The sequence below is a fragment of the Rhodoferax lithotrophicus genome, from assembly GCF_019973615.1.
Classification (GTDB): domain Bacteria; phylum Pseudomonadota; class Gammaproteobacteria; order Burkholderiales; family Burkholderiaceae_C; genus Rhodoferax; species Rhodoferax lithotrophicus.
The window spans coordinates 3,259,298-3,284,127 of sequence record NZ_AP024238.1; the positions used below are offsets into that span (position 1 = coordinate 3,259,298).

Here is a 24,830-nt window from a genome sequence, read left to right on the forward strand (position 1 = left end):
AGATCCCTCAGGCCCGAACCAACCGCAGCAACGTGATCTCTGAAGCAGCCCCCAAACGCTTGGGTGGCCCCCAATACCCGGTTCCCCGACTGGTGTACACCCACAGCGACTGCAGTTTGTGCAGCCCGGCGGTGAACGGTTGCTGAAATTTCACAAAGTGGTTCCAGGGCCAGAATTGCCCACCATGCGTGTGACCCGAGAGTTGCAGATCAAAGCCAGCCTGCTGGGCCGCCGCCGCACTGCGCGGCTGGTGTGCCAGCAGCAGCTTGAACACCGCCTGGGCTGGCGCACCGGCCATGGCCGCATGGGGGTCGCTGCGATGGGTTTCGTCAAAATGATGGGCACTGAAATCAGTCACACCGGCCACCACCATCATGGCTTGTTCAGGGTCTTGCGCATCGCGATTGTGGTGAATCAGCACATGCTCATTCATCAACACGCGGATACCCAGATCACGCACAGCATCAATCCAGCCATGAGCGCCAGAGTAATACTCATGATTGCCCGTCACGAAGAAAGTGCCATGCGTGGAGGTTAATGCCGCCAATGGAGCCACCTGGCCACGTAATTCAGCCACACTGCCATCCACCAGATCACCCGTGATGGCCACCATATCGGCTTTCAGGCTGTTGACTCTGTCCACGATGCGTTTCAAATAAGCCGCCTGGATGGTTGGCCCCACATGGATGTCACTGATCTGCGCCAGGGAAAAACCGTCAAGCGCTGCGGGCAGATTGGCAATGGGCACATCAACCCACACCACCGCAGCGGTACGCCGTGCATTGAAGAATCCCCACAGCGTCGCCAGCAGCGCCAGAACCGGCACCAGCAAAGCACTGTCTGCTCGAAAGTGGGCCACCGAAAACAACGCAGGTTCAAACCGATCAAAACCAAGCACAGCCAGCAGCCCAACTTCCCGCAGCACCGTCAGCACCAGCAAAGAAGAACCCAGCCCCATACACAGCAGTCCCAGCCAGGTCAACAGCCTGGCCAACACGGGTGTGGCCAGGCGCTTTGCCAGAAACCCCATGGGCAGCAGCCCGGCAGACACCAACAACAAAACCCACAGTGCCATGCCCAGCCACGCACTCTCAGCGGCCAGGTCTGGTGCAAGACACCAGCCAACCCAAGCATGCAAAAGGAAAGAAACCAGAAAAAGGGGAACAACAGACATTCAGATACGCGCCTATGCCGGAGCAATAACGCCGAAGCTTCAATGTTCCTATATGGTGCCTTCCGGCGTAGATTCAAGATCGGCTAGAGCGGATCGGGTGTTATCTCATCCTTGGTCAAACAACATTTTTATAGCTGTTGCGCAACTCACGTTTGAGCAGTTTTCCACTCGGGTTTTTGGGTAGCGCATCCACGAAGATGACACGTTTGGGGCTCTTGAAACTGGCCATTTGACTTCTACAAAATGACACCACGTCTTCTTCGCTGAGCACTTGGCCGAACTTCAGCACAATCACGGCTGTGACCGCTTCCACCCACTGCGGGTCAGCCAGTCCAATCACGGCGACTTCACTGACCTGGGGCATTTTGTAAATCATTTCTTCGACTTCACGGCTGGCAACGTTTTCGCCACCGGACTTGATCATGTCTTTCTTGCGATCCACCACACTGATGTACCCCTCGTCGTCAATGATGCCCAAGTCCCCGCTGTGAAACCAACCACCCGCGAACGCAGCACGGGTTTTCTCTTCATCCTGAAAATAGCCCAGCATCAGGTGGGGTGATCGGTGAACGATTTCACCGACCTCGCCAGGCATGACGTCTTGCATGTCGTCATCTACCACACGTGTCTCTACGTTCAACACGGGCCGTCCGCAGGAGCCGGGTTTACGCAACTGATCATCTGGCCCCAACAGGGTTGCCAAAGGGGCGATCTCGGTCTGCCCGTACAGATTCCAGAGGCGCACCAGCGGCAGTCGGGTGGACAGTTCACGCAACACCTCAACGGGCATGATGGAGGCACCGTAGTAACCTTTCACCAGACTGCTTATCTTCTCGGCATCCAACAAAGGAGAGCGCAAAAGCGCTATCCACACCGTGGGGGCCGCAAAAAAACTGGTGATCCTGAACCTTTCCATCAAAGCAAGCAGATTGTCGGGAACCGGTTTTGCGGTGATGATGTTGGTGCTTCCAACAAAAATGCTGGGGCCAAAAAAGACATCCAACTGGGCGCAGTGGTACATCGGCAGGGCGTGTAAGGTGATGTCAGAGGCGGCAATCTCGGCATCCGCAATACAACTGACATACTGCCAGAGCACTGCGTCATGGGTGAGCATGGCACCTTTGGGACTGGATTCTGTGCCGCTGGTATAGACAATTTGCAGCAAATCGGTTCCCGTGAAGCTGGTTTCCGGTAACGGATCTTGACAAGCGGCCAAGTCGTCAAAGTGATGCATCCCTTGTACCGGCGCAGTGACTTCTTCTGACGGAATCCAGATAAATTCGCGCACCTGCGTTTGCAGCGCTGCTGCAGCGTGCGCCAATTCGGCAAGACCGCTGTCTGTGGCTAAAAAGCGGGCTCCCGCGTGGCGCAAGATATAAGCAACTTCATCAGCCTTCAGCATGAAATTGATCGGTACCAGCACGGCACCCAGGCGTGCCAATGCAAAACGAAGGGCCGCAAAACCATGAGAATTGCGTGCCAGCACAGCCACACGTTCACCTTGTGTGACTCCCAGTTGGGAAAGACCTGCTGCCAGTTGTGACACCAGGACATCAAATTCCTGGTAAGTCCATTGGGTGCTGCCGCAGATGATGGCAGTTTTGGAAGGAAATCTGAGTGCCGTGCGGCGCAGCACATCACTCAGGGTTTGGCGGCGAATTGTCGATGTCATGATGTTTGTCTCCTCGTTCATTTTTATGTCAATGTGTGATCAGTCCGCGGTTTATTCCAGGCGCTCGAGAATGGTTGCGGTAGCCATGCCGTGCCCAATACACATCACCTGCAAGCCAAACTTTCCGCCACGGTGTTCAAGGCCACAGAGCATTTTGGCCATCAGCGCTGCACCGGTTCCACCGAGCGGGTGGCCGTGGGCAATGGCACCGCCCCAGGGATTGAGTTTGTCGGTATCGGGTTGAAACTCTCGCACCCAGCACAAGGCCACCGTGGCAAAGGCCTCGTTGAGTTCGATCCAGTCCATGTCTGCCATGGTCAGCCCGGCCTTTTTAAGTGCCATGTGGGTCGCAGGGATCACGCCGGTGAGTTGCATGACAGGGTCTGAGCCGGCGACAACCCGTGCCAGAAAGCGGGCTTTGGGTTTGAGTCCGAGCCGAGCAGCCGCTGCACGGCTACCGAGCACGATGGCACTGGCACCATCAGACACCTGGCTGGAATTGGCGGCTGTCACCACGCCGGTTTCTGCCGAGCGAAACACCGGTGCCATGCTCTTCATCTTGTCGTGGTCAATGACGGCACGCACCCCTTCATCATGATCCAGTGTGAAAGCTGTGCCATCCTTGTCCACGCCCGCAACTGGCACGATTTCTTGATGCCAACCGGCCAACCTGGCGGCATGGGCGCGGCGGTGGCTTTCAATGGCAAAGTCATCCAAGGCTGCGCGTGAGAGCTTCCACTGGTCGGCAATGCGCTCTGCACTCTCCACCTGATGTGGAATGGGGTAACGCGACAAGATGTCGGGGTGAAGGTTGTCAAAACCACTGAAAGCCTGTTTACCCAGTGTGAGATCCAGAAACATGGGTACCCGACTCATATTTTCTACACCGCAACCGATGGCAAAGTCCAGGTCACCCGCCGCTATCGCCTGTGCTGCGGCATGCACTGCAAATTGGCTGGAACCACACATCCGGTTCAGGCTGACCCCGGGCACTTCGGGTGGCAGCCCGGCCAGCAGTGCGGCTTGGCGAGCAATGTTGGCACCCTGTTCGCCCGCCTGGCTAACGCAGCCTGCGATGACATCACCAATGGCTTCACCAGGGACACCTGATCGCTCCAGGGCGGCAGCCAGGATGCCCGCCAGCAGTGCATCTGGTCTTGTTTCCCGAAGGGCTCCATTGCGGCGACCAAAAGGGGTACGCACAGCGGCAAGAATCACGGGTTCGTTGGTTAGGTTGGGCATGGTTTTAATCCTTTCAGGCGCGTGCCATTTCTTTGGCGATGATGTTGCGTTGTATTTCACTGGTGCCTTCGTAAATCTGCAGTACCTTGGCATCACGGAACAACTTTTCCACCGGGTATTCGGTGCTGTAACCCATGCCGCCAAAAACCTGGATGGCTTCTGTGGCGCACCACATGGCGGCATCGGCGGCGAATGCTTTGGCTATTGAGGCTTGCATGGTGCAGCGCTGGCCCTGATCGGTCATCCAGGCTGCCTGGTAGGTGAGCAGGCGTGCCGCTTCCAGGCGCATCTGCATCTCGGCCAGCTTGTGGGCGATGGCCTGGTGTTCTATCAACGGTTTGCCCATACTGATGCGGGTGCGGGCGTAGACCAGCGATTCATCCACACAACGCTGAATCAGGCCCAGACCAAAGGCGGCCACCATGGGGCGCGAACGATCAAACACCTTCATGGCCAAGCCAAAACCGCTGCCTTCTTCATCAAGGCGTTGGGCATCCGAAACAAACACATTGTCAAAGAACAACTCTGCGGTGGGCGCGGCACGTTGACCCAGCTTGCTCATGGCGGGCCCTACCGTGAAACCTTGACTGCCACGCTCCACAATAAAAGCCGTCATGCCCTTGTAGCCGGCTTGCGCATCGGTCTTGGCAAACACCACAAAGAAGTCAGCCAGAGGCGCGTTGGAAATCCATATCTTGCTGCCATGGAGGTACCAGCCGCCTTCAGCCCTGGTGGCCCGGGTGCGAATACCTGCCACATCGGAGCCTGCGCCCGGCTCGGTCAGCCCAAAGCTGGCAAAGCGCCCAGCCATAAGGGGGGCAAGGTAACGCTGTTGTTGTACCTTGCTGCCCCCCAACACCAAAGGCTCAGCGGCCAGGGTGTTGATACACAGCGCGGTGCCAATGCCCAGACAGGCACGGCACAACTCCTCGGTCACCAAGACCAGCTCCATACAACCCAGACCGGCCCCGCCTACGCTTTCCGGCAAGGTCAGGTTAACCAGCCCCAGTTCAACGGCCTTGGCCTGTACCTGCATGGGAAACTCTTGTTGCAGGTCTGCCTGCACGGCCAAGGGCCGGATTTCCTTATCGGCGAACTGCCGTGCCAAATCTTGGATCTGGCGTTGTTCGTCGGTCAGTTGGAAGTTCATGTGTGTTCTGTTGTTTAAGGGTTCTATTGTTTAAGGGTTCTATTGATGACCATGACCTTGCAGGCAACGTCATATAAATTGCATATCAGGCCAATTGGGATATGTATCGATTAACTTTCATGATGCTTAATTTCCCTTGAATAAGGTTGTGCAACTTGTAAAGTTTGGATTCTATGATTGCCTTTTAGAATTCACTATGACAAAAGCAGCCTATTCATTTGCATTTCGAGCCAACTAAGGACGCATCAAAAATCATGCTGAATGCACTTCCAGGTTCGCTGTCTCCCACCGTTCCCATGACACTGGCCACAGAATTACTGACAGGTCTGGAACTGGATCAAGAGGTCATTCGCAAAGTGATTGAGCGTGCCAACATCGCCCCTGAGTTGTTTCAGGAATCCGGCGCGCGCATATCGATCGAACAGTTTTCGCGCTTTTACCGCCAATTGGCCATCCTGCTGGATGATGAAACACCCGGCTTTTTTTCTCGCCCCTTGCGTCAAGGCAGCTTGAAGTTCTTGTGCCTGGGCATGTTTGGCTCACCCAATCTCGACATTGCCTTGCATCGTTTCAGAAGTTACTTCCGCCTGGTGCTTGATGACATGGGTTTTGAGGTCACGCGCAGTGGTCATTTGACACGTATCGCCCTGGTTGAGCATGTGCGCCCCCAAGGCTCGCGCGTGTTGGTGCACGAAATCATGCTGAAGTTGGTACACGGTGTGGCCTCCTGGATGATTGATCGAAAAATTCCACTCGTGCAAGTAGACTTCGCCTACCACCGGCCGCAGCGGGCATCGGAATATGTGTACCTCTTCCCTGGCCCTATCCATTTCGACAAGACGCAGACGGCGCTTTATATGGATTCGGAATATCTCTCGGCACCAATTCGCAAAAACATGGGGGCGTTCAGTACCTTTCTTCGTAATGCTCCGGCTGATTGGCTTTACGTTCCATTCAGCGAAAAAATGCAGACCCATCGGGTGCGGGACTATCTGGAAACCCGCTTGGGTGAGCAACCAACGCTGGAATCCACTGGCAGGGCCTTACATTTCTCCAAGAGATCGCTGTCGCGCCGCCTTGCAGAGGAAGGCACAACTTTTCAGGCCATCAAGGACGAACTGCGCCGGGATATGGCGATCAACCAATTGCTGAAATCCAACCTATCGGTGACCGACATCAGCCTGTCCATTGGTATTGAAAATCAGAGTGTGTTCAACCGGGCCTTCAAGCTCTGGACAGGAAGTACACCTGGATCGTACCGACGTTTTGGCTCTTTAAGCAAAGGGACTTCGGTGAAACAGGAACCCGTGGAGTCAACCTGAACAGCCATGTCCAGTCCAGAAACCAGGAAAACCGCGCTCCTGAAATTTCTGGCCCCATCAACCGGCATAAATACACGTGATTGTGTTGTAAACCCTTAACCGGCAACCACACGCAAAGGCTGTTGGGTGGTTTGTAGTGCCAGCAAACCCTGCATCACATCACCCACCACCATCACACTGGGGCTGGCCAAATTTTCACGGACGACCGTCTGCGCCAGTTCACTCAGCCTACACACCACATAGCGCTGACCAGGCTGGCTAGCGTTTTGAATGATGGCCACCGGGGTGCTGTGCGGCAAGCCACACAACAAACCTTGCTCAATGTGAGCTACCCCCGTCACACCCATGTAAATCACCAGAGTCAAACGTACACGATGGGCTGTGGTGGCCAGTTCGTGCCAATCGATGCCGGTATCGCCTGGCTTGGCGTGCCCGGTCACAAACACCACACCGTGTGCATGCTCGCGGTGCGTCAGCGGCACGCCCAGTGAGGTTACAGCGGCCAGACCGGCGGTGATGCCGTTGACCACGGTCACCGTGACACCTGCTGCGCGCAAATTTTCCACCTCTTCCCCACCCCGGCCAAAAACAAACGGATCACCACCTTTGAGGCGCACCACCCGCTCACCTTCACGCACAGCCAGCAGAATCAGTTTCTCAATAAACCGCTGGGGAGTTGACTTGCAGCCGCCGCGCTTGCCCACATGAATGATGCGTGTACCTTGCTTGGCAAGCGCCACCACCTCGTCGCTGACCAGGTCATCCACCAGAAGAAGGGTCGCCGACTCAATGGCTCTGAGCGCTTTGACGGTCAGCAATTCAGGGTCGCCCGGACCCGCACCAACCAGCGTGCACTGGCCCCATGCGGCATGTGCCTGGGTGAGCCCTGCAGATGTGGTGATATTTTTCACACCGTACTCCTCATATTTGTTTTGAACTCACGCGGGGGCAGCCTGCATTTGCCGCACCATACGCTGTAACTGCGGTACACATGAGCCGCAATTGGTGCCACATTTCAGAGCCGATTGCAGTGATGCCAGTTTGTCACCAGGCTCGCTGGTGCAGCTCTTCAGGTGTGACGCAATAGCCATGTCGGTCACGTTAAAACAGGTACAGACTGGCGTGCCGCGCGACACCACGGGCAGCGGCGGCGTGGCGCCCGGTACCAGCAAGGCACGACCATAAGAATGGGCGGGCAACTTGTCTTTGAGCAGCGTGGTGATCCAGCTTTGGGCGCGGGTATCACCCGCCAGCAGAAAGCTGTCAAGCGAAGTCTGGGTGTCGCCCTCCCGCAGGTGAATGGCCCGCCGTTGTCCGCGCTTGTGATCTGAATAACGCAAGACATTTACACCGTCAAGGCGCAACAAAGCCTCAATTTTCTCCAGCACCACATCCGGCACAGGCTGGTGGTGGGCGGCTCGAAACTGCAAACCACAACACTCAGAGGCCCCCCCATGAGGTGCGCCATCAGAAAACGGCACCACACTGGCAAAGGCAAACTCCCGCAACAATGCCTGAAGCGCCATGAGGACAGTCAGCACACTGGCCTCAGGCAGCCAGGCCACGGCCAAAAGGTTCCACGGCAAATCCGCCTTCAGAATCTTGACGGCGCTGTGCTTGAACTCAGGCTGTTTGGAATCTGGGCAAAACACTGATGTGGTGAGCGCATTAACCCCTGCCAGCCGTTGACCGGTAGCGCTGATGCCACTCAGAAACTCTTCACCCCAATGCATCGCGATAAAGGCCTGATTCACCGCCACTTCTGCGCTGGCTTGCACTGGCAGCATGATGGAGCCCTGCTTGCTGGTGACGTGCACCAGTTCACCGGGCTGGAGTGCCAGCTTGGCCAGGTCCTGCGGGTGCAGGGCCACCACAGGTTCGCTGGCATGACCAAATAATCGCCCCAGCGTACCGGTGCGGCTCATGCCATGCCACTGGTCACGCAAGCGGCCCGTGGTGAGTGAAAACGGGTAGCGGGCACTGCGTGGCTCAGCGACCGGACGATAGACGGTGCTGACAAAGCGGGCTTTGCCATCTGGTGTGGGGAAGACGGCATCTTCGTAAAGTCTTGCCTGGCCTTGCTGTTCACCCGCTTTCAAGGGCCATTGCTGGGGGGCTTGCTCCAGCATGGCGTAACTCATGCCGGTGATGTCCAGGTCACGGCCACGGGTGGATTCACGGTGTTCATTCCAGATCGACTCGGGGTTGGTGTAGGGAAAGAGCGTACGTGAACCCGTCTCCGGGATCGGCATCCGCGGGGGGAGCAGGGCTTCCAGACGCTGCGCGAAATGGGTGGCAATGTGCCAGTCGTGGCGAGCTTCTCCGTTGGGGCGGATGGCGGCGCGCACACGACTGATGCGCCGCTCTGAATTGGTCACCGTGCCTTCTTTTTCGCCCCAGGTGGTGGCGGGCAACAGCAGATCCGCATAGGCACAAGTGGCGGTGCTGGCAAAGGCTTCTTGCACCACCACAAACTCGACGCGCTCAAGTGCCCGGCGCACGGTGGCTTGATCGGGCATACTTTGCGCCGGGTTGGTACAGGCAATCCACAAGGCCTTGATTTCACCGTCGGCCGCCGCCTGGAATAGTTCCACCGCAGTTTTGCCGGGTTGGGAGGGCACCTCTGGCACCCCCCAAAGTGCGGCCACCTCCCTGCGGTGCACCGGGTTGCCCAGATCGCGGTGACCCGACAGCAAATTGGCCATCCCCCCCACTTCACGGCCGCCCATGGCATTGGGCTGGCCGGTCAGTGAAAATGGTCCGGCACCGGGTTTCCCAATTTGTCCGGTAGCCAGATGCAGGTTGATCAGTGCGGCATTTTTGGCGCTGCCACTGCTGGATTGGCTCAACCCCTGGCAATACAGACTTAAGGTTGGTTTTCGGCCTGTAGCCCTTGTTGTATCTGCGCTAGAAGCTATAAAGTTTGAATCATCCCGGGTGTCTAGACCGGCAAACAGGCGCGCTGCCTGCAGCAAATCAGCCTGTGAGATGCCGCAGATCTGCGCCACCAACTCAGGTGTGGCATCACGCACCGTGGTTTTGAGCGCATCAAAACCGCTGGTATGGGCGGCCATAAACGCCTGATCCACCCAACCCTCCCACAACATGAGGTGCAACATGCCGTTGAACAGCATCACATCGGTGCCCGGCAAGATCGGCAGATACACATCGGCAATGTCTGCGGTATCCGTCTTGCGCGGATCCACCACAATGATTTTCAGGGCTGGATTGGTTTTGCGGGCGTCTTCAATGCGCCTGAACAGGATCGGGTGCGCATAAGCCGTGTTGGAACCCACGATAAAAATGGTGTCCGCATGGCCGATATCGTCATAACAACTGGGCGGTGCATCCATACCCAATGCCTGTTTGTAGCCAGCGACTGCGCTGCTCATACACAGGCGCGAGTTGCTATCAATGTTGTTGGTGCCGATCAGGCCTTTGACGAGTTTGTTGAAGACGTAATAGTCTTCGGTGAGCAACTGGCCGGAGATGTAAAACCCCACTGCATCCGGGCCGTGCTGTGTGATGGTACGGGCAAAACGCTGAGCCGCCAGATCAAGCGCGTGATCCCAGCTGATCTGCTGCGTTGGGCCATGGCGTTGCAAGCGCTGCAAAGGTTGCAACAAGCGGGTTTGCCCGGTCACCACACTGCTGGCCGTCAGGTGCAGGGTCGACCCCTTGCTGCACAAGCGCCCGAAGTTGGCCGGATGGTCGGGGTCACCACGCACGCCGGTGATCTGCTTGCCATCGGATTGAATGATCACCCCGCAGCCCACGCCGCAGTAAGGACAGGTTGAACGTGTTTCAGTCATGATGAGCATTTCTGGCAAGGGCGAACCGTGGTGTGTTGGAGGTGTCTTGATCTGTCGCGGTCAGGCACACACCGTATGCTGGGTCGGGCCCGCCACCGGACGGGTCAGATTAATGGCGTGACTGGCCAACTCGGCAACCAGCAGGAACACTTGACCCGCTTCCACCTTGACGCTGAATTTGGGTGTGCAGCCGTCGTCAGGCGCAGCCGCTTGGCCGGTGCCCAAACCAATCGTCCAGTTATGCAGCGGGCAGGCCACGCTGGTGCCAAACACAATGCCCTGGCTCAGCGGGCCGCCTTTGTGTGGACAGCGATCCAGCAGGGCAAACACCTCATTTTTGTCGTTGCGAAACACCGCCACGTCCAATCCTTGGGCACGGCTCACCCGGCGTGAACCCAGAACGGGAATATCTTCGATGGCGCAAACCAGTGTCCAGTTGTTCATTTTGCTATTCCTTTTGTAGCTATTGAAGCTTGTTTTATAAGTGCTAGAGGTTGATTTTTTATATATTCAAACTTTGATGGCGGAGTACAAGGCGGTCACCGAGTCCATCGTAGTCAGCAGGTTTTCGCTGGCCTGAAACACCTCCGTCATGGATCGGTCTGTGCCGCTGCCAGGTTTCAGTTTTTGCAACGCGTTGTCAAAAAACACCCATTGCCCTTGCGCCTGCTGCAGCTCTTGCCGGATGCGTGTCGTGGCCAGCGGTGAGTCATACAAAACCGCATTGGCACCGACAAATTCGCTGCGGGCCTTCATGATCTCGGCGATGCTGCTGGCAGCACCCACATCCAGCCGGGCCGCCAGATAGAACTTGGCCATACGTTGGCTGAGCATGCGTTGTCGACCCGCCAGATTAACCAGTTTGCCGACAGGTTTGCCCAGAGTGGCCTCGTATTGACCGGTTCCCTGGTTGGCCAAGGCCAGCACCTGGCTGTCTTGCATCAACAGATGGGCTGCAGCGCTTTTATCGGGCTGGGCACCAATCAACGCCGTCTTGTAATCACTCCACTCCAGCTCCAGCTTGCTGTAGGTGAGCTTGATCTCCGGGCTGGGCGCAAACGCTTTGAGCTCAATGAGTTGCCGGTCAAACAAGGCCATGGACTTGTCCAGCACACGCTGGGCATTGGGAGGCTCGATACCCTGCACCAATGCCAACCAGGCCTTGGCCATACGCTGGCTGAGCATGCGTTGTCGCCCGGCCTTGTTGATGGCATCCGGCAGGTCAAGCACCTGTGTGTGGGCCGAGGTGCCCAACCAGAGGGCCCATGGTGCGGCACCAAGTGCGGTCAAATAGGTTCTGCGTTTCATCAAAGGTTTCCGTAGGTTGGGCGCAGACTCAAGCTGGCTGCGCTTCTATCTTGATGGTGTGAAACTGCCGGGTGTCCACCGCTGCCTTGTCAAATTCAAACCATGGATCGGGTTCACCGTCCAGCGCAAATTGCAGTTGCGCCCACAGCGCCTGGCGACCCGCAGCGTCTTCCACAATGCGTTTCTTGACGTAATCCAGACCAACACGGTTCACATAGTGCACGGTGCGTTCCAGGTACCAGCCTTCGGTGCGGTACAACTCACAAAACGCGCCGGTGTATTCCAGCACCTCAGCGGCAGTTTTGACCTTGACCAGAAAGTGCGCGACTTCGGTCTTGATACCGCCGTTGCCCGCCACATACATTTCCCAGCCGCTATCGACACCGATGATGCCCACATCCTTGATACCCGCCTCGGCACAGTTGCGCGGGCAACCACTCACGGCAAATTTCACCTTATGCGGGGCGTACATGCGCCACATGGCGCGCTCCAGATCTTTACCCATCTGGGTGCTGTCTTGGGTGCCCATGCGGCACCATTCACTGCCAACACAGGTTTTGACAGTGCGTAACGCCTTGGCATAAGCATGGCCGCTGGGCATGCCAATATCTTGCCAGACCGCCTGCAGGTCTTCTTTTTTCACACCCAGCAAATCGATGCGCTGGCCGCCGGTGACCTTGACGGTGGGAATCTTGTACTTGTCCACCACATCGGCAATCCGGCGCAATTCACTGGCCGTGGTTTCACCACCCCACATGCGGGGAATCACACTGTAGGTGCCATCTTTCTGGATGTTGGCATGGCTGCGTTCGTTGATGAAGCGGCTTTGTGGGTCGTCTCGTGCCTCTTTGGGCCAGGTGCTGATCAGGTAGTAATTCACCGCCGGGCGGCAAGACGCACAACCATTGGGCGTTTTCCACTCCAGAAAGGCAAAGACATCGGCGATTTTGAGCAGTTTGTTGCTCTTGATGGCATCGCGCACGGCTTGGTGCCCATGGTCGGTGCAGGCGCACATGGCCTTGGTTTTGGGTGTGGCCGAGTAGTCACCACCAGCCGTAAACATCAGCAACTGCTCGACCAGCCCGGTACAAGAGCCGCATGAAGCACTGGCCTTGGTGTGTTTGCGTACTTCATCCAGCGTGAACAGGCCTTTTTCCTTGATGGCTTTGCAGATGGTGCCTTTGGTGACGCCATTGCAGCCGCAGACCTCGTCGCTGTCTTTCATGGCGGCGGCTTTGTTCTGGCCCTGGTGGCCGACGTCGCCGATGTTGCTCTCGCCAAACATCAGTTTGTCGCGGATGTCGGCAATCGGGCGACCGTCGCGCAGCAGCTTGAAATACCAGCTGCCATCGACCGTGTCGCCATACAGGCAGGCCCCAACCAGTTTGTCGTCCTTGAGCACCAGTTTTTTGTACACCCCGCCTTGGGGGTCACTCATGATGATGTCTTCAAAGCCTTCGCCGCCGGAAAAGTTGCCTGCGCTGAACAAATCAATGCCGGTGACCTTGAGTTTGGTCGAGGTCAGCGAGCCGACATAGCGCCCAATGCCAAACTGCGCCAGATGGTTGGCCGCGACCTTGGCCTGCTCAAACAGCGGGGCCACCAGGCCGTAAGCGGTGCCACGGTGTGCGGCACATTCACCCACCGAGTAGATACGTGCGTCGGTGGTGGTTTGCAGCGTGTCGTTGACCACAATACCTTTGTCGCAGTGCAGGCGCATGCTCTGGGCCAGTTCGGTGTTGGGCCGAATGCCCACCGCCATCACGACCAGATCGGCGGGTACCTCGGTGCCGTCTTTGAATTGGATGGCGGTCACGCGGCCATCGGGGCCACCAACCAGCGCCTGGGTTTGGGCCCCCATCAGGAAATTGAGGCCACGTTGTTCCAGGGATTTTTGCAGCAGCTTGCCCGCCACGTCGTCCAGCTGGCGGTCCATCAAGGTGGGCATGACGTGCACCACACTCACCGTCATACCGCGCAGCATCAGGCCGTTGGCGGCTTCCAGCCCGAGCAAACCGCCCCCAATCACGACCGCGTGTTTGTACTGGGTGGCGGCATCGATCATGGCTTGGGTGTCGGCAATGTCGCGGTAGGCAATCACCCCTTTCAAATCCTTGCCCGGAATCGGCAGCATGAAGGGGTTGGAGCCAGTGCACAGCAGCAGGCGGTCGTATTCAGCGCTGAGGGTTTCACCCGCAGCGTTTTGGGCATGTACCAGGCGTTTGACCCGATCCACCGAGGTGACACGCCAGCCCGCATGTAAGGTGATGTGGTGGTCGGTGTACCACTCAAACGAGTTCAGCACGATCTCGTCAAGAGTTTGTTCACCGGCCAGCACCGGGCTGAGCAAGATGCGGTTGTAGTTGGGATGTGGCTCGGCACCAAAGACGGTGATGTCGTACAGCTCGGGGGCGATTTTGAGCAGTTCTTCCAGGGTACGCACACCGGCCATGCCGTTGCCCACCATCACGAGTTTCATTTTTTTCATGGGGTTCTCCTCTATCAGGACAAAATCACAAGGACAGCGCCAACACGGCGGTGATCCGGTTGTTTGATGCCACCGGCATCACGATGGCATCACCCATCAGGGCGGGTACACCACTGGCGAAGACCTGACCCACCGTGCCCATGCCCAGTTCCAGCCGGTCGTCACTGATCGGCTCGGCAATCGAGTGGTATTCCGAAAAACTGAAGCTGTGTGACAAGTGGGAGACCAGGGCATCGGGCTGCCAGACATCCACCTGCCTGGCAATCGGCGTGGCCAGTGCACTCAAAAAGGCCAGCACATAAACGTTGCCGTCGGTCGCACTGCAGGGCAGGGCAAAACCCCGGTTGATGCCCACCTTGACCGCGCTGTCAGCACGCAAAAAGCCGGAACCCCGCCCCAGATCGGGCATAAACACCGGGGCCTGGTTCTCCCAAGTGCGCCCGGGCAAGCCGGTGCCCTGCCTGAAACTGGTGCTGCGCGAGAGAAATTCAAAGGTGTCGCCGGTAGTGCCGTAATAGCCGTCCAGCAGCGTCATGTCGCTGGATTTTTCGGGCTGGTTGTGCCACAGCTCCACCGCCCCGGCATGCTCCTCATCATCGCCACAAAACAGCACCACCACCGTGCTCAGACGCTCGCCAACGAACACCGGTAGAGCCACCGCGCAGGTCAGGCCTGCGGCCTTGGCGGCCGCGGCGCGGTGGAAACCAGGGGCCTGCAGGCTCTTGAGCATCAGCGGGTGACCCGCCTCCCAGGCCTGGCCGGGCAAACCTTCGCCTTTGCCAAAACACAGGTTACGGGTGGCGGCCTCCAACCGTTGGGCATCCCCAAACAAACCACCGCCAAATTCCAGCAAGTCGCCATCGGCACTGGATACCCAGTATTCAACCGCGCGGATGAAAGTTTTCTTGTTCATGGCGTTGTCCGATCAGGCTCAGGCGGCTTTTTCCACATGGCTTTGCCGTGTGTACAAGAAGTCGATCACGGCCTTGCGGTACTGCACATAGTGGCGGTCTTCGGCCAGAGCCACCCGGTTGCGTGGGCGATCCAGCTTGACCGACAACACTTCACCGATGGTGGCCGAGGGGCCATTGGTCATCATCACGATCTTGTCGCTCAGCAACACGGCTTCGTCCACATCATGGGTCACCATGACCACCGTGCTCTGGGTGCGGGCCACAATCTCCAGCAACTCGTCCTGCAGTTTGGCGCGGGTCAGCGCATCAAGTGCACCAAAAGGTTCGTCCATCAGCAGCACTTTGGGCTCCATGGCCAGGGCGCGGGCAATACCCACACGCTGTTTCATGCCACCGGATATCTCGCCGGGGCGTTTTTGCGCCGCTGCGGTCAAACCAACCATGTCCAGTGCCGCGTTGGTGCGCTGGGTCAGTTGGGCCTTGTTCTCGGACGCTGCGCCAGTGGATTTGTTGGCCGCACCAAACACCCGCTCGACACCCAGGTAAACGTTCTCGAAACAAGTCAACCAGGGCAATAGCGAGTGGTTCTGGAACACCACCGCACGGTCTGGGCCAGGGCCAACAATTTCCCGGTTGTCGCACAACAAGTGGCCCTGGGTGGGGGTGGTCAAGCCGGCGATCAGGTTCAGTAGCGTCGATTTGCCGCAACCCGAGTGGCCGATCAGGGCGACAAATTCACCCTTGGCCACCGTCAGGTTGATGTCCCGCAGAGCGCAAAACGGGCCTTTTTTGGTCTTGAAAGTTTGCTCGACGTTGACAATGTCGATGAACTTGGTGGTTTGGTTGGCATGCATGGTTTTTCCTTAGCTCTTGACTTCTTCAAAGGTAAAGGCCGTGGCAATCTTGATCAGTGCGTATTCCAGAATCAGCCCGACGATGCCAATCACAAAGATGGCGATGATGATGTTCTTGACGTTCAGGTTGTTCCACTCGTCCCAGACCCAGAAACCGATGCCCACACCACCCGTCAACATCTCAGCGGCCACAATCACCAGCCAGGCCGTGCCGACCGCCAGGCGCACCCCGGTCAACATGTAGGGCAGCACCGAGGGGAACAGGATTTTGGTGACGATCTTCCACTCGCTCAGGTTCAAGACGCGGGCCACATTCATGTAGTCCTGCGGCACCCGTTGCACACCCACGGCGGTGTTGATGATCATCGGCCAGATCGAGCAGATGAAGATCGTCCAAATGGCAGCCGGATTGGCCCCCTTGAACACCAGCAGGCCAATCGGCAACCAGGCCAGTGGCGACACCGGGCGCAGCAGGCTGATCAGCGGGTTGAACATGCGGCTTAAAAACTCAAAGCGACCAATTGCAAAACCGGCCGGAATGCCCACCGCAGCGGCCAGGCCAAAACCCACGGCCACCCGCTCCAGGCTCATCAAAATGTTCCAGCCCACGCCCTGGTCGTTGGGGCCCGTGCGGTAAAACGGGTCGCTGAAAATCACCACCGCTTGTTTGAAGGTATCGGTGGGCGACGGGATGCTGCTGGCGGTGCTGATGCTGACCAGCGCCCAGATCCCGATCAGCAGACCCAGGCCCAGCAGCGGAGGCAACACGGTCAGCACCAGGCCACGCCAGTCATAACCTGGTTTTTGAGGATATTTTTGGCCTGTAGCGCTTGTTGAATGTGCGCTAATAGCTATTTTTTTCATAGTGTTTTGAGGTGCAGAAGAAGTGACAGGCTCGGAGCCTGCAGCTTCCTGTGGCGAGTGAAAAACGGCGCTGACCATGGTGTTTTCCTTATCAAAGTGAGTGAGAGGCACGCAGGGCTCACCACGAGGGCTGCCGCACACCGGTGGAAGGGTGTGTAGCGGTCCTCAACAGTGGCAACGCGGCTACGTTGCGTGAACTCGGTCGGTGGGTGTCAGGCCTTGACTTTGAAGCCGTCGGCGTATTTCTTGGGGTCTTTGCCGTCCCAGACCACACCATCCATCAGTTTGCTGGTGCGCATCACGTCCTTGGGAACCGGCGTTTTGCTGGCCGTGGCAGCCTGTTTGTAGAGGTCGATCTGGTTGATCTCTTTGGCCACCGCCAGGTAATCAGGGTGGCCTTTCAGCAAACCCCAGCGTTTGTGCTGGGTCAGGAACCACATGCCGTCGGACAGGTAGGGGAAATTGACCGCACCGTCGTTGAAGAACTTCATGTAGTTGGGGTCGTCCCAGGTTTTGCCCAGACCGTTTTGGTAACGTCCCAGAATACGCTGGTTGATGGCATCCACGCTGGTGTTGACATACGACTTGGCGGCAATCGTCTCGGCCATCTTGGATTTGTTTTGCAGCCCTGCATCAATCCATTTGCCGGCTTCCAGAATGGCAGCAGTCACGGCGCGTGCGGTGTTGGGGTATTTTTTGACGAAGTCGCCGGTGGTACCCAGCACTTTTTCAGGGTGGTCTTTCCAGATGTCCTGGCTGGTGGCGGCGGTGATGCCAATGCCGTCAATGATGGCGCGGTGGTTCCAGGGCTCACCCACGCTGTAGCCATCCATATTGCCCACACGCATGTTGGCCACCATTTGGGGTGGCGGCACGGTGATGACCTTGGCATCTTTCATTGGATTGATGCCGTTGGCTGCCATCCAGTAATACAGCCACATGGCGTGGGTCCCCGTGGGAAAGGTTTGGGCAAAGGTGTATTCGCGCTTTTCTGCCGCCATCAGTTTGGCCAGGCTGGGGCCATCCACCGCGCCTTTGTCCGCCAGTTTTTTGCTCAAAGTGATGGCCTGGCCGTTGTTGTTCAGGGTCATCAGCACCGCCATGTCTTTCTTCGGGCCACTGACACCCAGATGTACACCGTAGATCAGGCCATACAACACGTGGGCAAAGTCCAGCTCACCGGTGACCAGCTTGTCACGCACACCGGCCCAGCTGGCTTCTTTGGTAGGGACAATCTTCACACCGTATTTTTTGTCCAGCCCCAGCTCAGCGGCCATGACCACGCTGGCACAGTCGGTCAGCGGAATAAAACCGATCTTGACCTCGGTTTTTTCCGGGGCATCCGAGCCCCCGGCATAGACCATGGAGCGCAGTGCCGGGCTGATGCCTGCCGCACCCACTGCGGCAGTTTGCAATACCGCACGGCGGCTGAGGCTGGATTTAAGAAGATCAGTCATGACAAGGTTCCTTCAAGTGTTTCGGAAATAAAAAAAGGCATCCTCACGTGGCCATCTGCAACCGCGAAGTTGCTGTATGCCCGTGGGGACGCCTTTGTCCTGTTTTGACCGTCACCACCCGCCGTTGGAAGGTATCAGTCAAGTGACCATCATTGGTCTTCCTGAATACCATGCAATTGGCATGCCAGCCTGATCAATACCCTTCATAGCTACAAATTAAATAGCTACTTACACTAGGAAATAAAGGGCTACATGCCATTTTTTTAATATATGCATAGTTGCCTGCGGTAAGGCACTGCAATTGTGCAACGCACCAATTCAGGACATCAAGTCGGCCACATCCAGCATACGCTGAGCCACCTCAGCCAACTTCAGCCCTTTATCCATGGCCGTTTTGCGCATTTTCTTGAAGGCCTCGTCTTCGCTCAGACCCTGGCGCTGCATCAGCAGCCCTTTGGCGCGGTCAATCAGCTTGCGGTCACGCAACTCGGCGCTGAGTTCATCGCGCTCACTCTGGGTGCTGGCCAGGGTTTGCAGCAAGGCCTGTTCGTGCTGGAAACGTGCCATCGCCACGTCCAGAATCGGGCGGATGCGCTCCGGCTTGAGACCGGCCACGATGTAGGCCGACACCCCGGCGGCCACGGCGGCACGGGCGTTGTTGCTGTCATCGTCATTGGTGAACATGACAATCGGACGGCGTGCGTCACGCGTGGCCATCACCACATGCTCCAACGCATCACGCGCATCACTCTCGGCATCCACAATGATCATGTCAGGCTGCAACTGGGCAATACGCTCGGTCAGAAACACGTCGGCAGGCAGACTGGCCACCAGGTTGAAGCCGTTTTCAAGCAGCCCGATGCGCAGGCTGCGTGAACGATCCGCCTGAGAACGCGCCTCATCGTCTGAGCTGGCTACTTCCAGGTCAGGGGCCACCACCACAATACGCAAAGAGGGACTCATAGGTCAAAACTGCCGCAAGATTCAGGCCATACCCGAAAAAAGTGCCCGCCATGAATAACCGGGAGGACCATCTTGGCGCGGCCTTGGCAGAACATCACGTTGCCCATATCCGGGGCCGAACTGCTGGCAACTGCCAGAAATGGGCCCGCCAACTCACCCATATCTGGCTAAGCAGCTGCATGGCAGGCTCCACCAAAGGCGACAACACACGCACCACCATGACCTGGCTATTGGGGCAGGTCACGCCCGCGGTCTGGCGCAAGCCATGGGCATCGATCAGTTGGCGGGCCAGGTCAAGACCGGTTTCACGGCGGCCTCTTGCCAGTGCAGAGCCGGTGACAAAAAACAGTGAGGCCATGCAGCGGTGCCCGGCCAGGCCCAGCGGGCCATTCATGAGCCGGGTGTCCAAGGCATCCACCCGCCCCCGTTCCATCCAGACACCCGGCATCTCAAGATGCTGCAAAAAGCTGCCTTGCTCAAACGGCAAGTCGGCACTGGGCAAACCAAGCGCCGTCACATCCCAACCGATCAATTCAGCTTGTGGAGCCAGGGACAGCGTCAATTGGTTTTCGGCCAGACACCGGTTGTAGCAAATAGTCTCCATGGGCAACCATTCCAGACGTGCCTGATCGGCCAGGGTGATCTGCGTACACTGCCTCGCGGGTTCACCTTCCGAGCGGTAAAACCGCGTCGCGCCGGGCGTGGTCACCAGGCCATGTGCTGCACCGCTGGCCGCAATCGTGATGTCCAGTGTGTCCCCACCCACCAAGCCGCCCGGCGGATGCACCAGCACGTTATGGCAAATGGCATCCCCTTCCGGGTACAGGCTCTGTAACACCCGCAGCGGCCCCTTGTGGGTATGCCGTGCCACACTGCGCTGCTGCTCGATGGTGTACTGAATGTTAAGTTGGGCGTGCCATGTCATGGACGCTAATTTACCTGATACCCCTGATGTAACGAATCAGGCCAGTCCCCTCGTTGCTCAGATCCGTCTTTTTGTAAGTGGTTTGCGGGCGTGCAGGCAGCATCACTGCGGCCAATTTTTCCGCCAACTCGGCCAGATCATCGTGGCCTTCTTTTTGGGCATAGTCCATGGAAAACCGAATGATTTCCTCAGCGTATTCCCGGTTGCAGGCCATCCATTCGGTATCGGTGACACGGCCGGTTTTACGCCGCAGCATGACATGCATGCGAGCAGCCAGGGCAATTTTTTCACTGGTTGACATGGTTTTACTCCCATCAAGTGCCAAGTTGTTCCCGATGTAATGAAATGTCCAAACCGGTTTGCTCTGACGTTTCATCCACCCGCAAGCCCACCCAAACCTTGGTGATCCACAACAGCAAAGCACTCATAACCCCGCTGTACAGCACCACAATCACCACACCGGCCAGTTGCACCATCAGCTGCCCCTGCATGCCGGAGATACTTTTGCTGGCCAGCACACCCGTGAGCAGAGAGCCCACGATGCCGCCAATACCATGGACACCAAACACGTCCAGCGAGTCATCCGCATTCAGCATACGTTTGAGGCTGGTTGTCCCCCAATAGCAGGCCAACCCGGCTACCGCACCAATCAACAATGCCGCCCGGGGTGTTACAAAACCTGCGGCGGGTGTGATGGCCACCAAGCCTGCCACCACACCAGAGCACAAACCTAGAAGCGAGGGCCGGCCACGCACAACCCACTCCCCCATCATCCAGAAAAATGCGCCGGCAGCGGCAGCGATTTGAGTCACCGCCATGGCCAGACCGGCACGCCCGTCTGCAGCCAATGCCGAACCGGCGTTAAAACCAAACCAACCCACCCACAGCAGCCCTGCCCCCACCATGGTGAGGCCCAGGTTAAACGGTTGAAAGGGTTCACGTCCATAGCCTTTGCGCGGGCCTAACGCATAGGCACACACCAGGCCGGTGACCCCGGCGTTGATGTGCACCACCGAGCCACCGGCAAAATCCAGCACCCCCATTTGCGCCAGCCAACCACCCGGCTCCCACACCCAGTGTGCAATCGGTGCATAAACCAGCACCGACCACAAACCAATGAACCACAACAGTGCTGAAAACAGCATACGCTCAACCACCGCACCCACGACAAGTGCCGCAGTGATGATGGCGAAGCTGAGCTGGAACATGGCAAACACCGACTCTGGCAGGTTGGGGGCGATGTAACTCACCGCCACCTGTCCGGTATCTTTGAGATAGTCCAACCCGACAAACCAAAGACGGTCTGCACCACCCCACCAGAGGTTGCCTGGAGTAAAGGCTACTGAATACCCCACCGCAAACCAGAGCAGGGTCACCACGGCAGCAATCGCCACCACGCTGGCCAATGTATTGATGAAGTTTTTACGCCGGATCATGCCGCCGTAAAACAAGGCGATGCCAGGCAACGTCATCAACAGCACCAGGGCCGTGCTGGTCAGCATCCATGCCGTGTCAGCGCTATTGATGCTGCTCTGCGCAGCCAAAGACGGGTGCGTAGGCGCTGGAACGGGTACAACAGCAGCACTGATGGCACTGGCAGCAGCGCTAGGCGCGCTAGCCAGTTCCTGCGAAGCCGCACCAAAATGAAAACCCAACAAAACAGCCCAGAGGGCAATCAGTTTAATTAGTCGCATTTTTTGCATCCAACAGTTAAATAATGGTAAACCCTAAGCATAGGGCGTGCCACTTATCAGGCTCAGAGGCCCAATGGCTTCATGAGACACACACCCGCTCCCCACGGCAAAGTGCGAGATTTCAGCCCATCAAGGAACATGGAAACCCTGCAAAGAACATGCAGGGCTGAAGAAAACCGGATACTGCTGACCCACAAGGCGGCTGAAACCCGCCTTGTGGATGCCCTGCGCATGTCAGCAGGGCATATAAACCTTCAAGGATCAGAACCTGTGGCGCACACCAAGACCCAAACTGGTGCCGCTGTCAAACGAGGTGATCTCATCTCTCATCAACATGGCGTACAAATCGGTGCGCTTGGACAGGGTGTAGTCGTAACCAACCGTGGTGGTGGTGCGGCTTGTATTGGCCACATCATTATTGGTGCGAGCAACAGCGGCCAGCAATTTGCCAGCACCCAGAGGCGCAGACACACCCAGCGAGGTGGTTTGCTTGTCTATGGTGTTGGCAGCGTTGCTGGATTTGCCCGTGGTAACAAACAGCTTCACCACGCTGGCATCATAGGTACCACCCATCATCCAGGCCGTTTGTGTCCCCGAGGCCAGGACCGCGTTGGGCGGGAAAGGGTTGTTGATTTCGTCGCGTTCCCAGTAAGCAGTCAGACCCAGAGGGCCGGCGCTGTAAAACAGGTTGAACCCCACGTTGTGTGCACTCTCGTTGACTCCGGTGCCCTGCTCGCCAAACTGGTAGTGCAGGTTGCCTTTGAGCCCGCCAAAGGTGGGGGAGCTATAGGTGATCTGGTTTGACCAACCTGTGTCTGCGGGAACCGTACCTGTCCAGCGATAGGCACCAAAGGGCCCAACCGGGACACTGGAATGCAAGACCAGTGGCGAGAAGGTGTACGAGTCGCCCATCGGGTTAAACAGGATGGTGGGCAAGAAATTGGGCGCTTTGCCACGGCCGAGCGTGAGGGTACCCAGTTCGCTGGACAGGCTCACGTTGGCATCGCGTGAGAATTGCGGATCTCCAAAACGGCCGGTTGCACCCGTGTCGGTTTGAAAGAAAGATGTCAGCGTAAAGCCGGCTTTCATGCCACCGCCCAGGTCTTCAGTACCGGTCATGCCCCACCAGGAAGTGGTCATGCCGCCACTCCCAACCACAGATTTGCTCTCGGCATCACCTGCCATACGCATGCTGCCTGCATAAGCATCCACCAGGCCCATCAATTGAACTGTACTTTGTGCTTGAGCACCCAGCGCCAACACGGCCAAGCCCGTTGCCAACATTGTTTTTTTCATCATGCTGTATTCCAAAAAAAATGAATAAAAATATGCGAATCGCGGTCAAACAATACGCAATTACCATGCCGAAAAAATCAGATCAATGTCCCTGAGAACCCCGGTGCGCCCAGGCGGTGGTATGTTTTTCAATCACGCTGAAAAGCTCATACATCACCATGGCCATGGCACCAACCACCACCAGTCCGGCAAAGGCCAAGCCCATTTGCATTGACGAGCCAGCGGAGATCAGCAAGTAGCCAATGCCTTCGTTGGCAGCGGTCATCTCACTCACCGTGGTGCCCACAAAGGCCAGCGTAATGGCCACCTTGAGCGAGCCGTAAAAATAGGGCATGGAACGTGGCAGGCCAACCTTCACCAGCACATCCCAGCGTTTGGCACCCAGCACACGCAACACGTCCTCCAGCTCGGGCTCCAGTGTGGCCAAACCGGTGGCAATGTTGACCATGATCGGAAAAAAGCTGATCAGAAATGCGGTCAGGATGGCCGGGCCCACACCAATACCAAACCACACCACCAGAATGGGCACAAAAGCCGCCTTGGGCAAGGCGTTAAAAGCGGTCATCAACGGGTAAATAGCCGCATAGGCCAGGCGCGAGCTGCCAATCACAAAACCCAGCAACACACCCACCACAATGGCCAGCCCAAAACCCACCATCGTCACCCAAAAAGTGCGCCAGGCATGCCCCGCGATGGTGTCCCTGAATTCCCAAAACTGCGTCCAGATGCGCCACGGGCTGGGGAAGATGAATTCCGACACATCAAATGCCGAACACAGCACCTGCCACAACACCAGAACCACCATCAACAGCAGCCAGGGTGACCAGATTTCCATTTGTTTTTTGTTCATGACAGGGCCTTATTGAGGAATGGCTGCACCGGTTTGGCGTATGGCACCGATATGGCCACGTAACTCATGCACCATGTCACCAAATTCCTGGGTGTAGGTGATTTCAAGGTCGCGTGGTCTTGGCAAATCAATCTCACGTTTCACCACGAAACGGCCTGGGCTTTTACTCATCACGTACACGGTGTCAGCCAGAAAAACACTTTCGCGCAGATCGTGTGTGACCAGAATCACGTTGAACTGCTGTTCAGTCCACAAGTCGCGCAGAATGCACCACAACTCTTCACGGGTGAAGGCATCCAGTGCACCAAAAGGCTCGTCCAGCAGCAGCATCTTGGGCTCATGGATCAGCGCACGGCAGATGCTGGCACGCTGCTGCATGCCGCCTGAGAGTTGCCAGGGAAATTTGTCTTCATAACCACCCAAACCTACTTTTTGCAAGAGTTTGCGGGCACGCTCCTCGTACTCTTGACGCTTTTGCTTGAAGTTGCTTCGGTAAGGTTCCACAATTTCCAGCGGCAGCAATACGTTGTCCACGGTGGTTCGCCAGGGCAACAAAGACGGGGCCTGAAACGCCATGCCGGAGATTTTCAACGGCCCGGTGACAGGTTGCTGGTCGATCAGGATTTTGCCCATCGAGGGCATCTTCAGGCCGGTGGCCAGTTTCATGAAGGTGGATTTGCCGCAGCCTGACGGCCCGACGATGGCAATGAACTCGCCCTGACGCACCTTCAGATCAATAGCCTCGACGGCAAACTGGTTTTGTGCCAGCAAGTCGTCGTTATAGGCCAGCCAGACATCGCTAAAGTCCACAAACCAGGGACTGGGTGTTTTTTGCATTTTTATAT

General features: G+C 57.2%; 21 protein-coding genes. 1 reads left to right on the plus strand and 20 read right to left on the minus strand.

The annotated features are described in order from the left end of the window. Positions 1-7 precede the first annotated feature (7 nt). From LDN84_RS15030 to LDN84_RS15045, 4 genes are all read right to left on the minus strand, one after another. Entirely contained in the window at positions 8-1,174 is a 1,167-nt protein-coding gene (locus tag LDN84_RS15030) for a metallophosphoesterase (RefSeq protein ID WP_223904250.1), read from the minus strand. Between the two features lie 115 nt (positions 1,175-1,289). Next, positions 1,290-2,846 (minus strand): acyl-CoA synthetase, encoded by a 1,557-nt coding sequence (locus LDN84_RS15035; RefSeq protein ID WP_223904251.1) that lies wholly within the window; start codon positions 2,844-2,846, stop codon positions 1,290-1,292. 51 nt (positions 2,847-2,897) lie between these two features. Further along, positions 2,898-4,088 (minus strand): thiolase family protein, encoded by a 1,191-nt coding sequence (locus LDN84_RS15040; protein ID WP_223904252.1) that lies wholly within the window; start codon positions 4,086-4,088, stop codon positions 2,898-2,900. Positions 4,089-4,101: 13 nt separating this feature from the next. Then, a complete protein-coding gene (locus LDN84_RS15045) occupies positions 4,102-5,238 on the minus strand; it encodes an acyl-CoA dehydrogenase family protein (protein ID WP_223904253.1) in 1,137 nt (378 codons plus the stop codon). 254 nt (positions 5,239-5,492) lie between these two features. Here LDN84_RS15045 and LDN84_RS15050 point away from each other — a divergent pair, with 254 nt between their 5' ends. Then, positions 5,493-6,560, plus strand: a complete 1,068-nt coding sequence (locus LDN84_RS15050; protein WP_223904254.1) for an AraC family transcriptional regulator — start codon at positions 5,493-5,495, stop codon at positions 6,558-6,560. 95 nt (positions 6,561-6,655) lie between these two features. Here LDN84_RS15050 and cobA read toward each other — a convergent pair whose 3' ends face one another. The 16 genes from cobA to LDN84_RS15130 all read right to left on the minus strand — a co-directional run bounded on the left by cobA (position 6,656) and on the right by LDN84_RS15130 (position 24,822). Then, positions 6,656-7,471 (minus strand): uroporphyrinogen-III C-methyltransferase, encoded by an 816-nt coding sequence (cobA, locus tag LDN84_RS15055; RefSeq protein ID WP_223904255.1) that lies wholly within the window; start codon positions 7,469-7,471, stop codon positions 6,656-6,658. 27 nt (positions 7,472-7,498) lie between these two features. Beyond that, entirely contained in the window at positions 7,499-10,372 is a 2,874-nt protein-coding gene (locus LDN84_RS15060; RefSeq protein ID WP_223904256.1) for a nitrate reductase, read from the minus strand. 60 nt (positions 10,373-10,432) lie between these two features. Further along, positions 10,433-10,816 (minus strand): nitrite reductase small subunit NirD, encoded by a 384-nt coding sequence (gene nirD, locus LDN84_RS15065; protein ID WP_223904257.1) that lies wholly within the window; start codon positions 10,814-10,816, stop codon positions 10,433-10,435. A gap of 66 nt (positions 10,817-10,882) precedes the next feature. Further along, a complete protein-coding gene (locus LDN84_RS15070; RefSeq protein WP_223904258.1) occupies positions 10,883-11,680 on the minus strand; it encodes a type IV pili methyl-accepting chemotaxis transducer N-terminal domain-containing protein in 798 nt (265 codons plus the stop codon). Positions 11,681-11,708: 28 nt separating this feature from the next. After that, on the minus strand, positions 11,709-14,168 hold the full coding sequence (nirB, locus tag LDN84_RS15075; RefSeq protein WP_223904259.1) for a nitrite reductase large subunit NirB: 2,460 nt from the start codon (positions 14,166-14,168) through the stop codon (positions 11,709-11,711). A gap of 25 nt (positions 14,169-14,193) precedes the next feature. Continuing rightward, positions 14,194-15,081 carry a GAF domain-containing protein gene (locus tag LDN84_RS15080; RefSeq protein WP_223904260.1) on the minus strand — a complete coding sequence of 296 codons (888 nt, stop codon included), beginning with the start codon at positions 15,079-15,081 and terminating at the stop codon, positions 14,194-14,196. An 18-nt stretch (positions 15,082-15,099) separates the two neighbouring features. After that, complete coding sequence (locus tag LDN84_RS15085; RefSeq protein WP_223904261.1) at positions 15,100-15,936, minus strand: ABC transporter ATP-binding protein; 837 nt, start codon at positions 15,934-15,936, stop codon at positions 15,100-15,102. 9 nt (positions 15,937-15,945) lie between these two features. Continuing rightward, the gene (gene ntrB, locus LDN84_RS15090; protein WP_223904262.1) at positions 15,946-16,878 is read right to left on the minus strand and encodes a nitrate ABC transporter permease; all 933 of its coding nucleotides are present in this window, start codon (positions 16,876-16,878) and stop codon (positions 15,946-15,948) included. A gap of 134 nt (positions 16,879-17,012) precedes the next feature. Continuing rightward, positions 17,013-18,257, minus strand: a complete 1,245-nt coding sequence (locus LDN84_RS15095) for a CmpA/NrtA family ABC transporter substrate-binding protein (RefSeq protein ID WP_223904263.1) — start codon at positions 18,255-18,257, stop codon at positions 17,013-17,015. 318 nt (positions 18,258-18,575) lie between these two features. After that, on the minus strand, positions 18,576-19,220 hold the full coding sequence (locus LDN84_RS15100) for an ANTAR domain-containing response regulator (protein WP_223904264.1): 645 nt from the start codon (positions 19,218-19,220) through the stop codon (positions 18,576-18,578). 94 nt (positions 19,221-19,314) lie between these two features. Continuing rightward, a complete protein-coding gene (locus LDN84_RS15105) occupies positions 19,315-20,145 on the minus strand; it encodes an urease accessory protein UreD (protein WP_223904265.1) in 831 nt (276 codons plus the stop codon). Positions 20,146-20,155: 10 nt separating this feature from the next. Continuing rightward, a complete protein-coding gene (locus LDN84_RS15110; RefSeq protein WP_223904266.1) occupies positions 20,156-20,446 on the minus strand; it encodes a hypothetical protein in 291 nt (96 codons plus the stop codon). 13 nt (positions 20,447-20,459) lie between these two features. Further along, positions 20,460-21,848 (minus strand): ammonium transporter, encoded by a 1,389-nt coding sequence (locus tag LDN84_RS15115; RefSeq protein WP_223904267.1) that lies wholly within the window; start codon positions 21,846-21,848, stop codon positions 20,460-20,462. 252 nt (positions 21,849-22,100) lie between these two features. Beyond that, entirely contained in the window at positions 22,101-23,135 is a 1,035-nt protein-coding gene (locus LDN84_RS15120) for a porin (protein ID WP_223913037.1), read from the minus strand. Between the two features lie 82 nt (positions 23,136-23,217). Further along, complete coding sequence (locus LDN84_RS15125) at positions 23,218-23,985, minus strand: ABC transporter permease (RefSeq protein WP_223904268.1); 768 nt, start codon at positions 23,983-23,985, stop codon at positions 23,218-23,220. Between the two features lie 9 nt (positions 23,986-23,994). Beyond that, entirely contained in the window at positions 23,995-24,822 is an 828-nt protein-coding gene (locus tag LDN84_RS15130) for an ABC transporter ATP-binding protein (protein WP_223904269.1), read from the minus strand. Positions 24,823-24,830: the final 8 nt, after the last annotated feature.

What these genes read in the sequence shown, in the direction of transcription:
- LDN84_RS15030 (WP_223904250.1), bottom strand. Translation starts at nt 1,174, where the DNA reads ATGTCTGTTGTTCCCCTTTTTCTGGTTTCTTTCCTTTTGCATGCTTGG.
- LDN84_RS15035 (WP_223904251.1), bottom strand. Translation starts at nt 2,846, where the DNA reads ATGACATCGACAATTCGCCGCCAAACCCTGAGTGATGTGCTGCGCCGC.
- LDN84_RS15040 (WP_223904252.1), bottom strand. Translation starts at nt 4,088, where the DNA reads ATGCCCAACCTAACCAACGAACCCGTGATTCTTGCCGCTGTGCGTACC.
- LDN84_RS15045 (WP_223904253.1), bottom strand. Translation starts at nt 5,238, where the DNA reads ATGAACTTCCAACTGACCGACGAACAACGCCAGATCCAAGATTTGGCA.
- LDN84_RS15050 (WP_223904254.1), top strand. Translation starts at nt 5,493, where the DNA reads ATGCTGAATGCACTTCCAGGTTCGCTGTCTCCCACCGTTCCCATGACA.
- LDN84_RS15060 (WP_223904256.1), bottom strand. Translation starts at nt 10,372, where the DNA reads ATGACTGAAACACGTTCAACCTGTCCTTACTGCGGCGTGGGCTGCGGG.
- nirD (WP_223904257.1), bottom strand. Translation starts at nt 10,816, where the DNA reads ATGAACAACTGGACACTGGTTTGCGCCATCGAAGATATTCCCGTTCTG.
- LDN84_RS15070 (WP_223904258.1), bottom strand. Translation starts at nt 11,680, where the DNA reads ATGAAACGCAGAACCTATTTGACCGCACTTGGTGCCGCACCATGGGCC.
- nirB (WP_223904259.1), bottom strand. Translation starts at nt 14,168, where the DNA reads ATGAAAAAAATGAAACTCGTGATGGTGGGCAACGGCATGGCCGGTGTG.
- LDN84_RS15080 (WP_223904260.1), bottom strand. Translation starts at nt 15,081, where the DNA reads ATGAACAAGAAAACTTTCATCCGCGCGGTTGAATACTGGGTATCCAGT.
- LDN84_RS15085 (WP_223904261.1), bottom strand. Translation starts at nt 15,936, where the DNA reads ATGCATGCCAACCAAACCACCAAGTTCATCGACATTGTCAACGTCGAG.
- ntrB (WP_223904262.1), bottom strand. Translation starts at nt 16,878, where the DNA reads ATGGTCAGCGCCGTTTTTCACTCGCCACAGGAAGCTGCAGGCTCCGAG.
- LDN84_RS15095 (WP_223904263.1), bottom strand. Translation starts at nt 18,257, where the DNA reads ATGACTGATCTTCTTAAATCCAGCCTCAGCCGCCGTGCGGTATTGCAA.
- LDN84_RS15100 (WP_223904264.1), bottom strand. Translation starts at nt 19,220, where the DNA reads ATGAGTCCCTCTTTGCGTATTGTGGTGGTGGCCCCTGACCTGGAAGTA.
- LDN84_RS15105 (WP_223904265.1), bottom strand. Translation starts at nt 20,145, where the DNA reads ATGACATGGCACGCCCAACTTAACATTCAGTACACCATCGAGCAGCAG.
- LDN84_RS15110 (WP_223904266.1), bottom strand. Translation starts at nt 20,446, where the DNA reads ATGTCAACCAGTGAAAAAATTGCCCTGGCTGCTCGCATGCATGTCATG.
- LDN84_RS15115 (WP_223904267.1), bottom strand. Translation starts at nt 21,848, where the DNA reads ATGCAAAAAATGCGACTAATTAAACTGATTGCCCTCTGGGCTGTTTTG.
- LDN84_RS15120 (WP_223913037.1), bottom strand. Translation starts at nt 23,135, where the DNA reads ATGAAAAAAACAATGTTGGCAACGGGCTTGGCCGTGTTGGCGCTGGGT.
- LDN84_RS15125 (WP_223904268.1), bottom strand. Translation starts at nt 23,985, where the DNA reads ATGAACAAAAAACAAATGGAAATCTGGTCACCCTGGCTGCTGTTGATG.
- LDN84_RS15130 (WP_223904269.1), bottom strand. Translation starts at nt 24,822, where the DNA reads ATGCAAAAAACACCCAGTCCCTGGTTTGTGGACTTTAGCGATGTCTGG.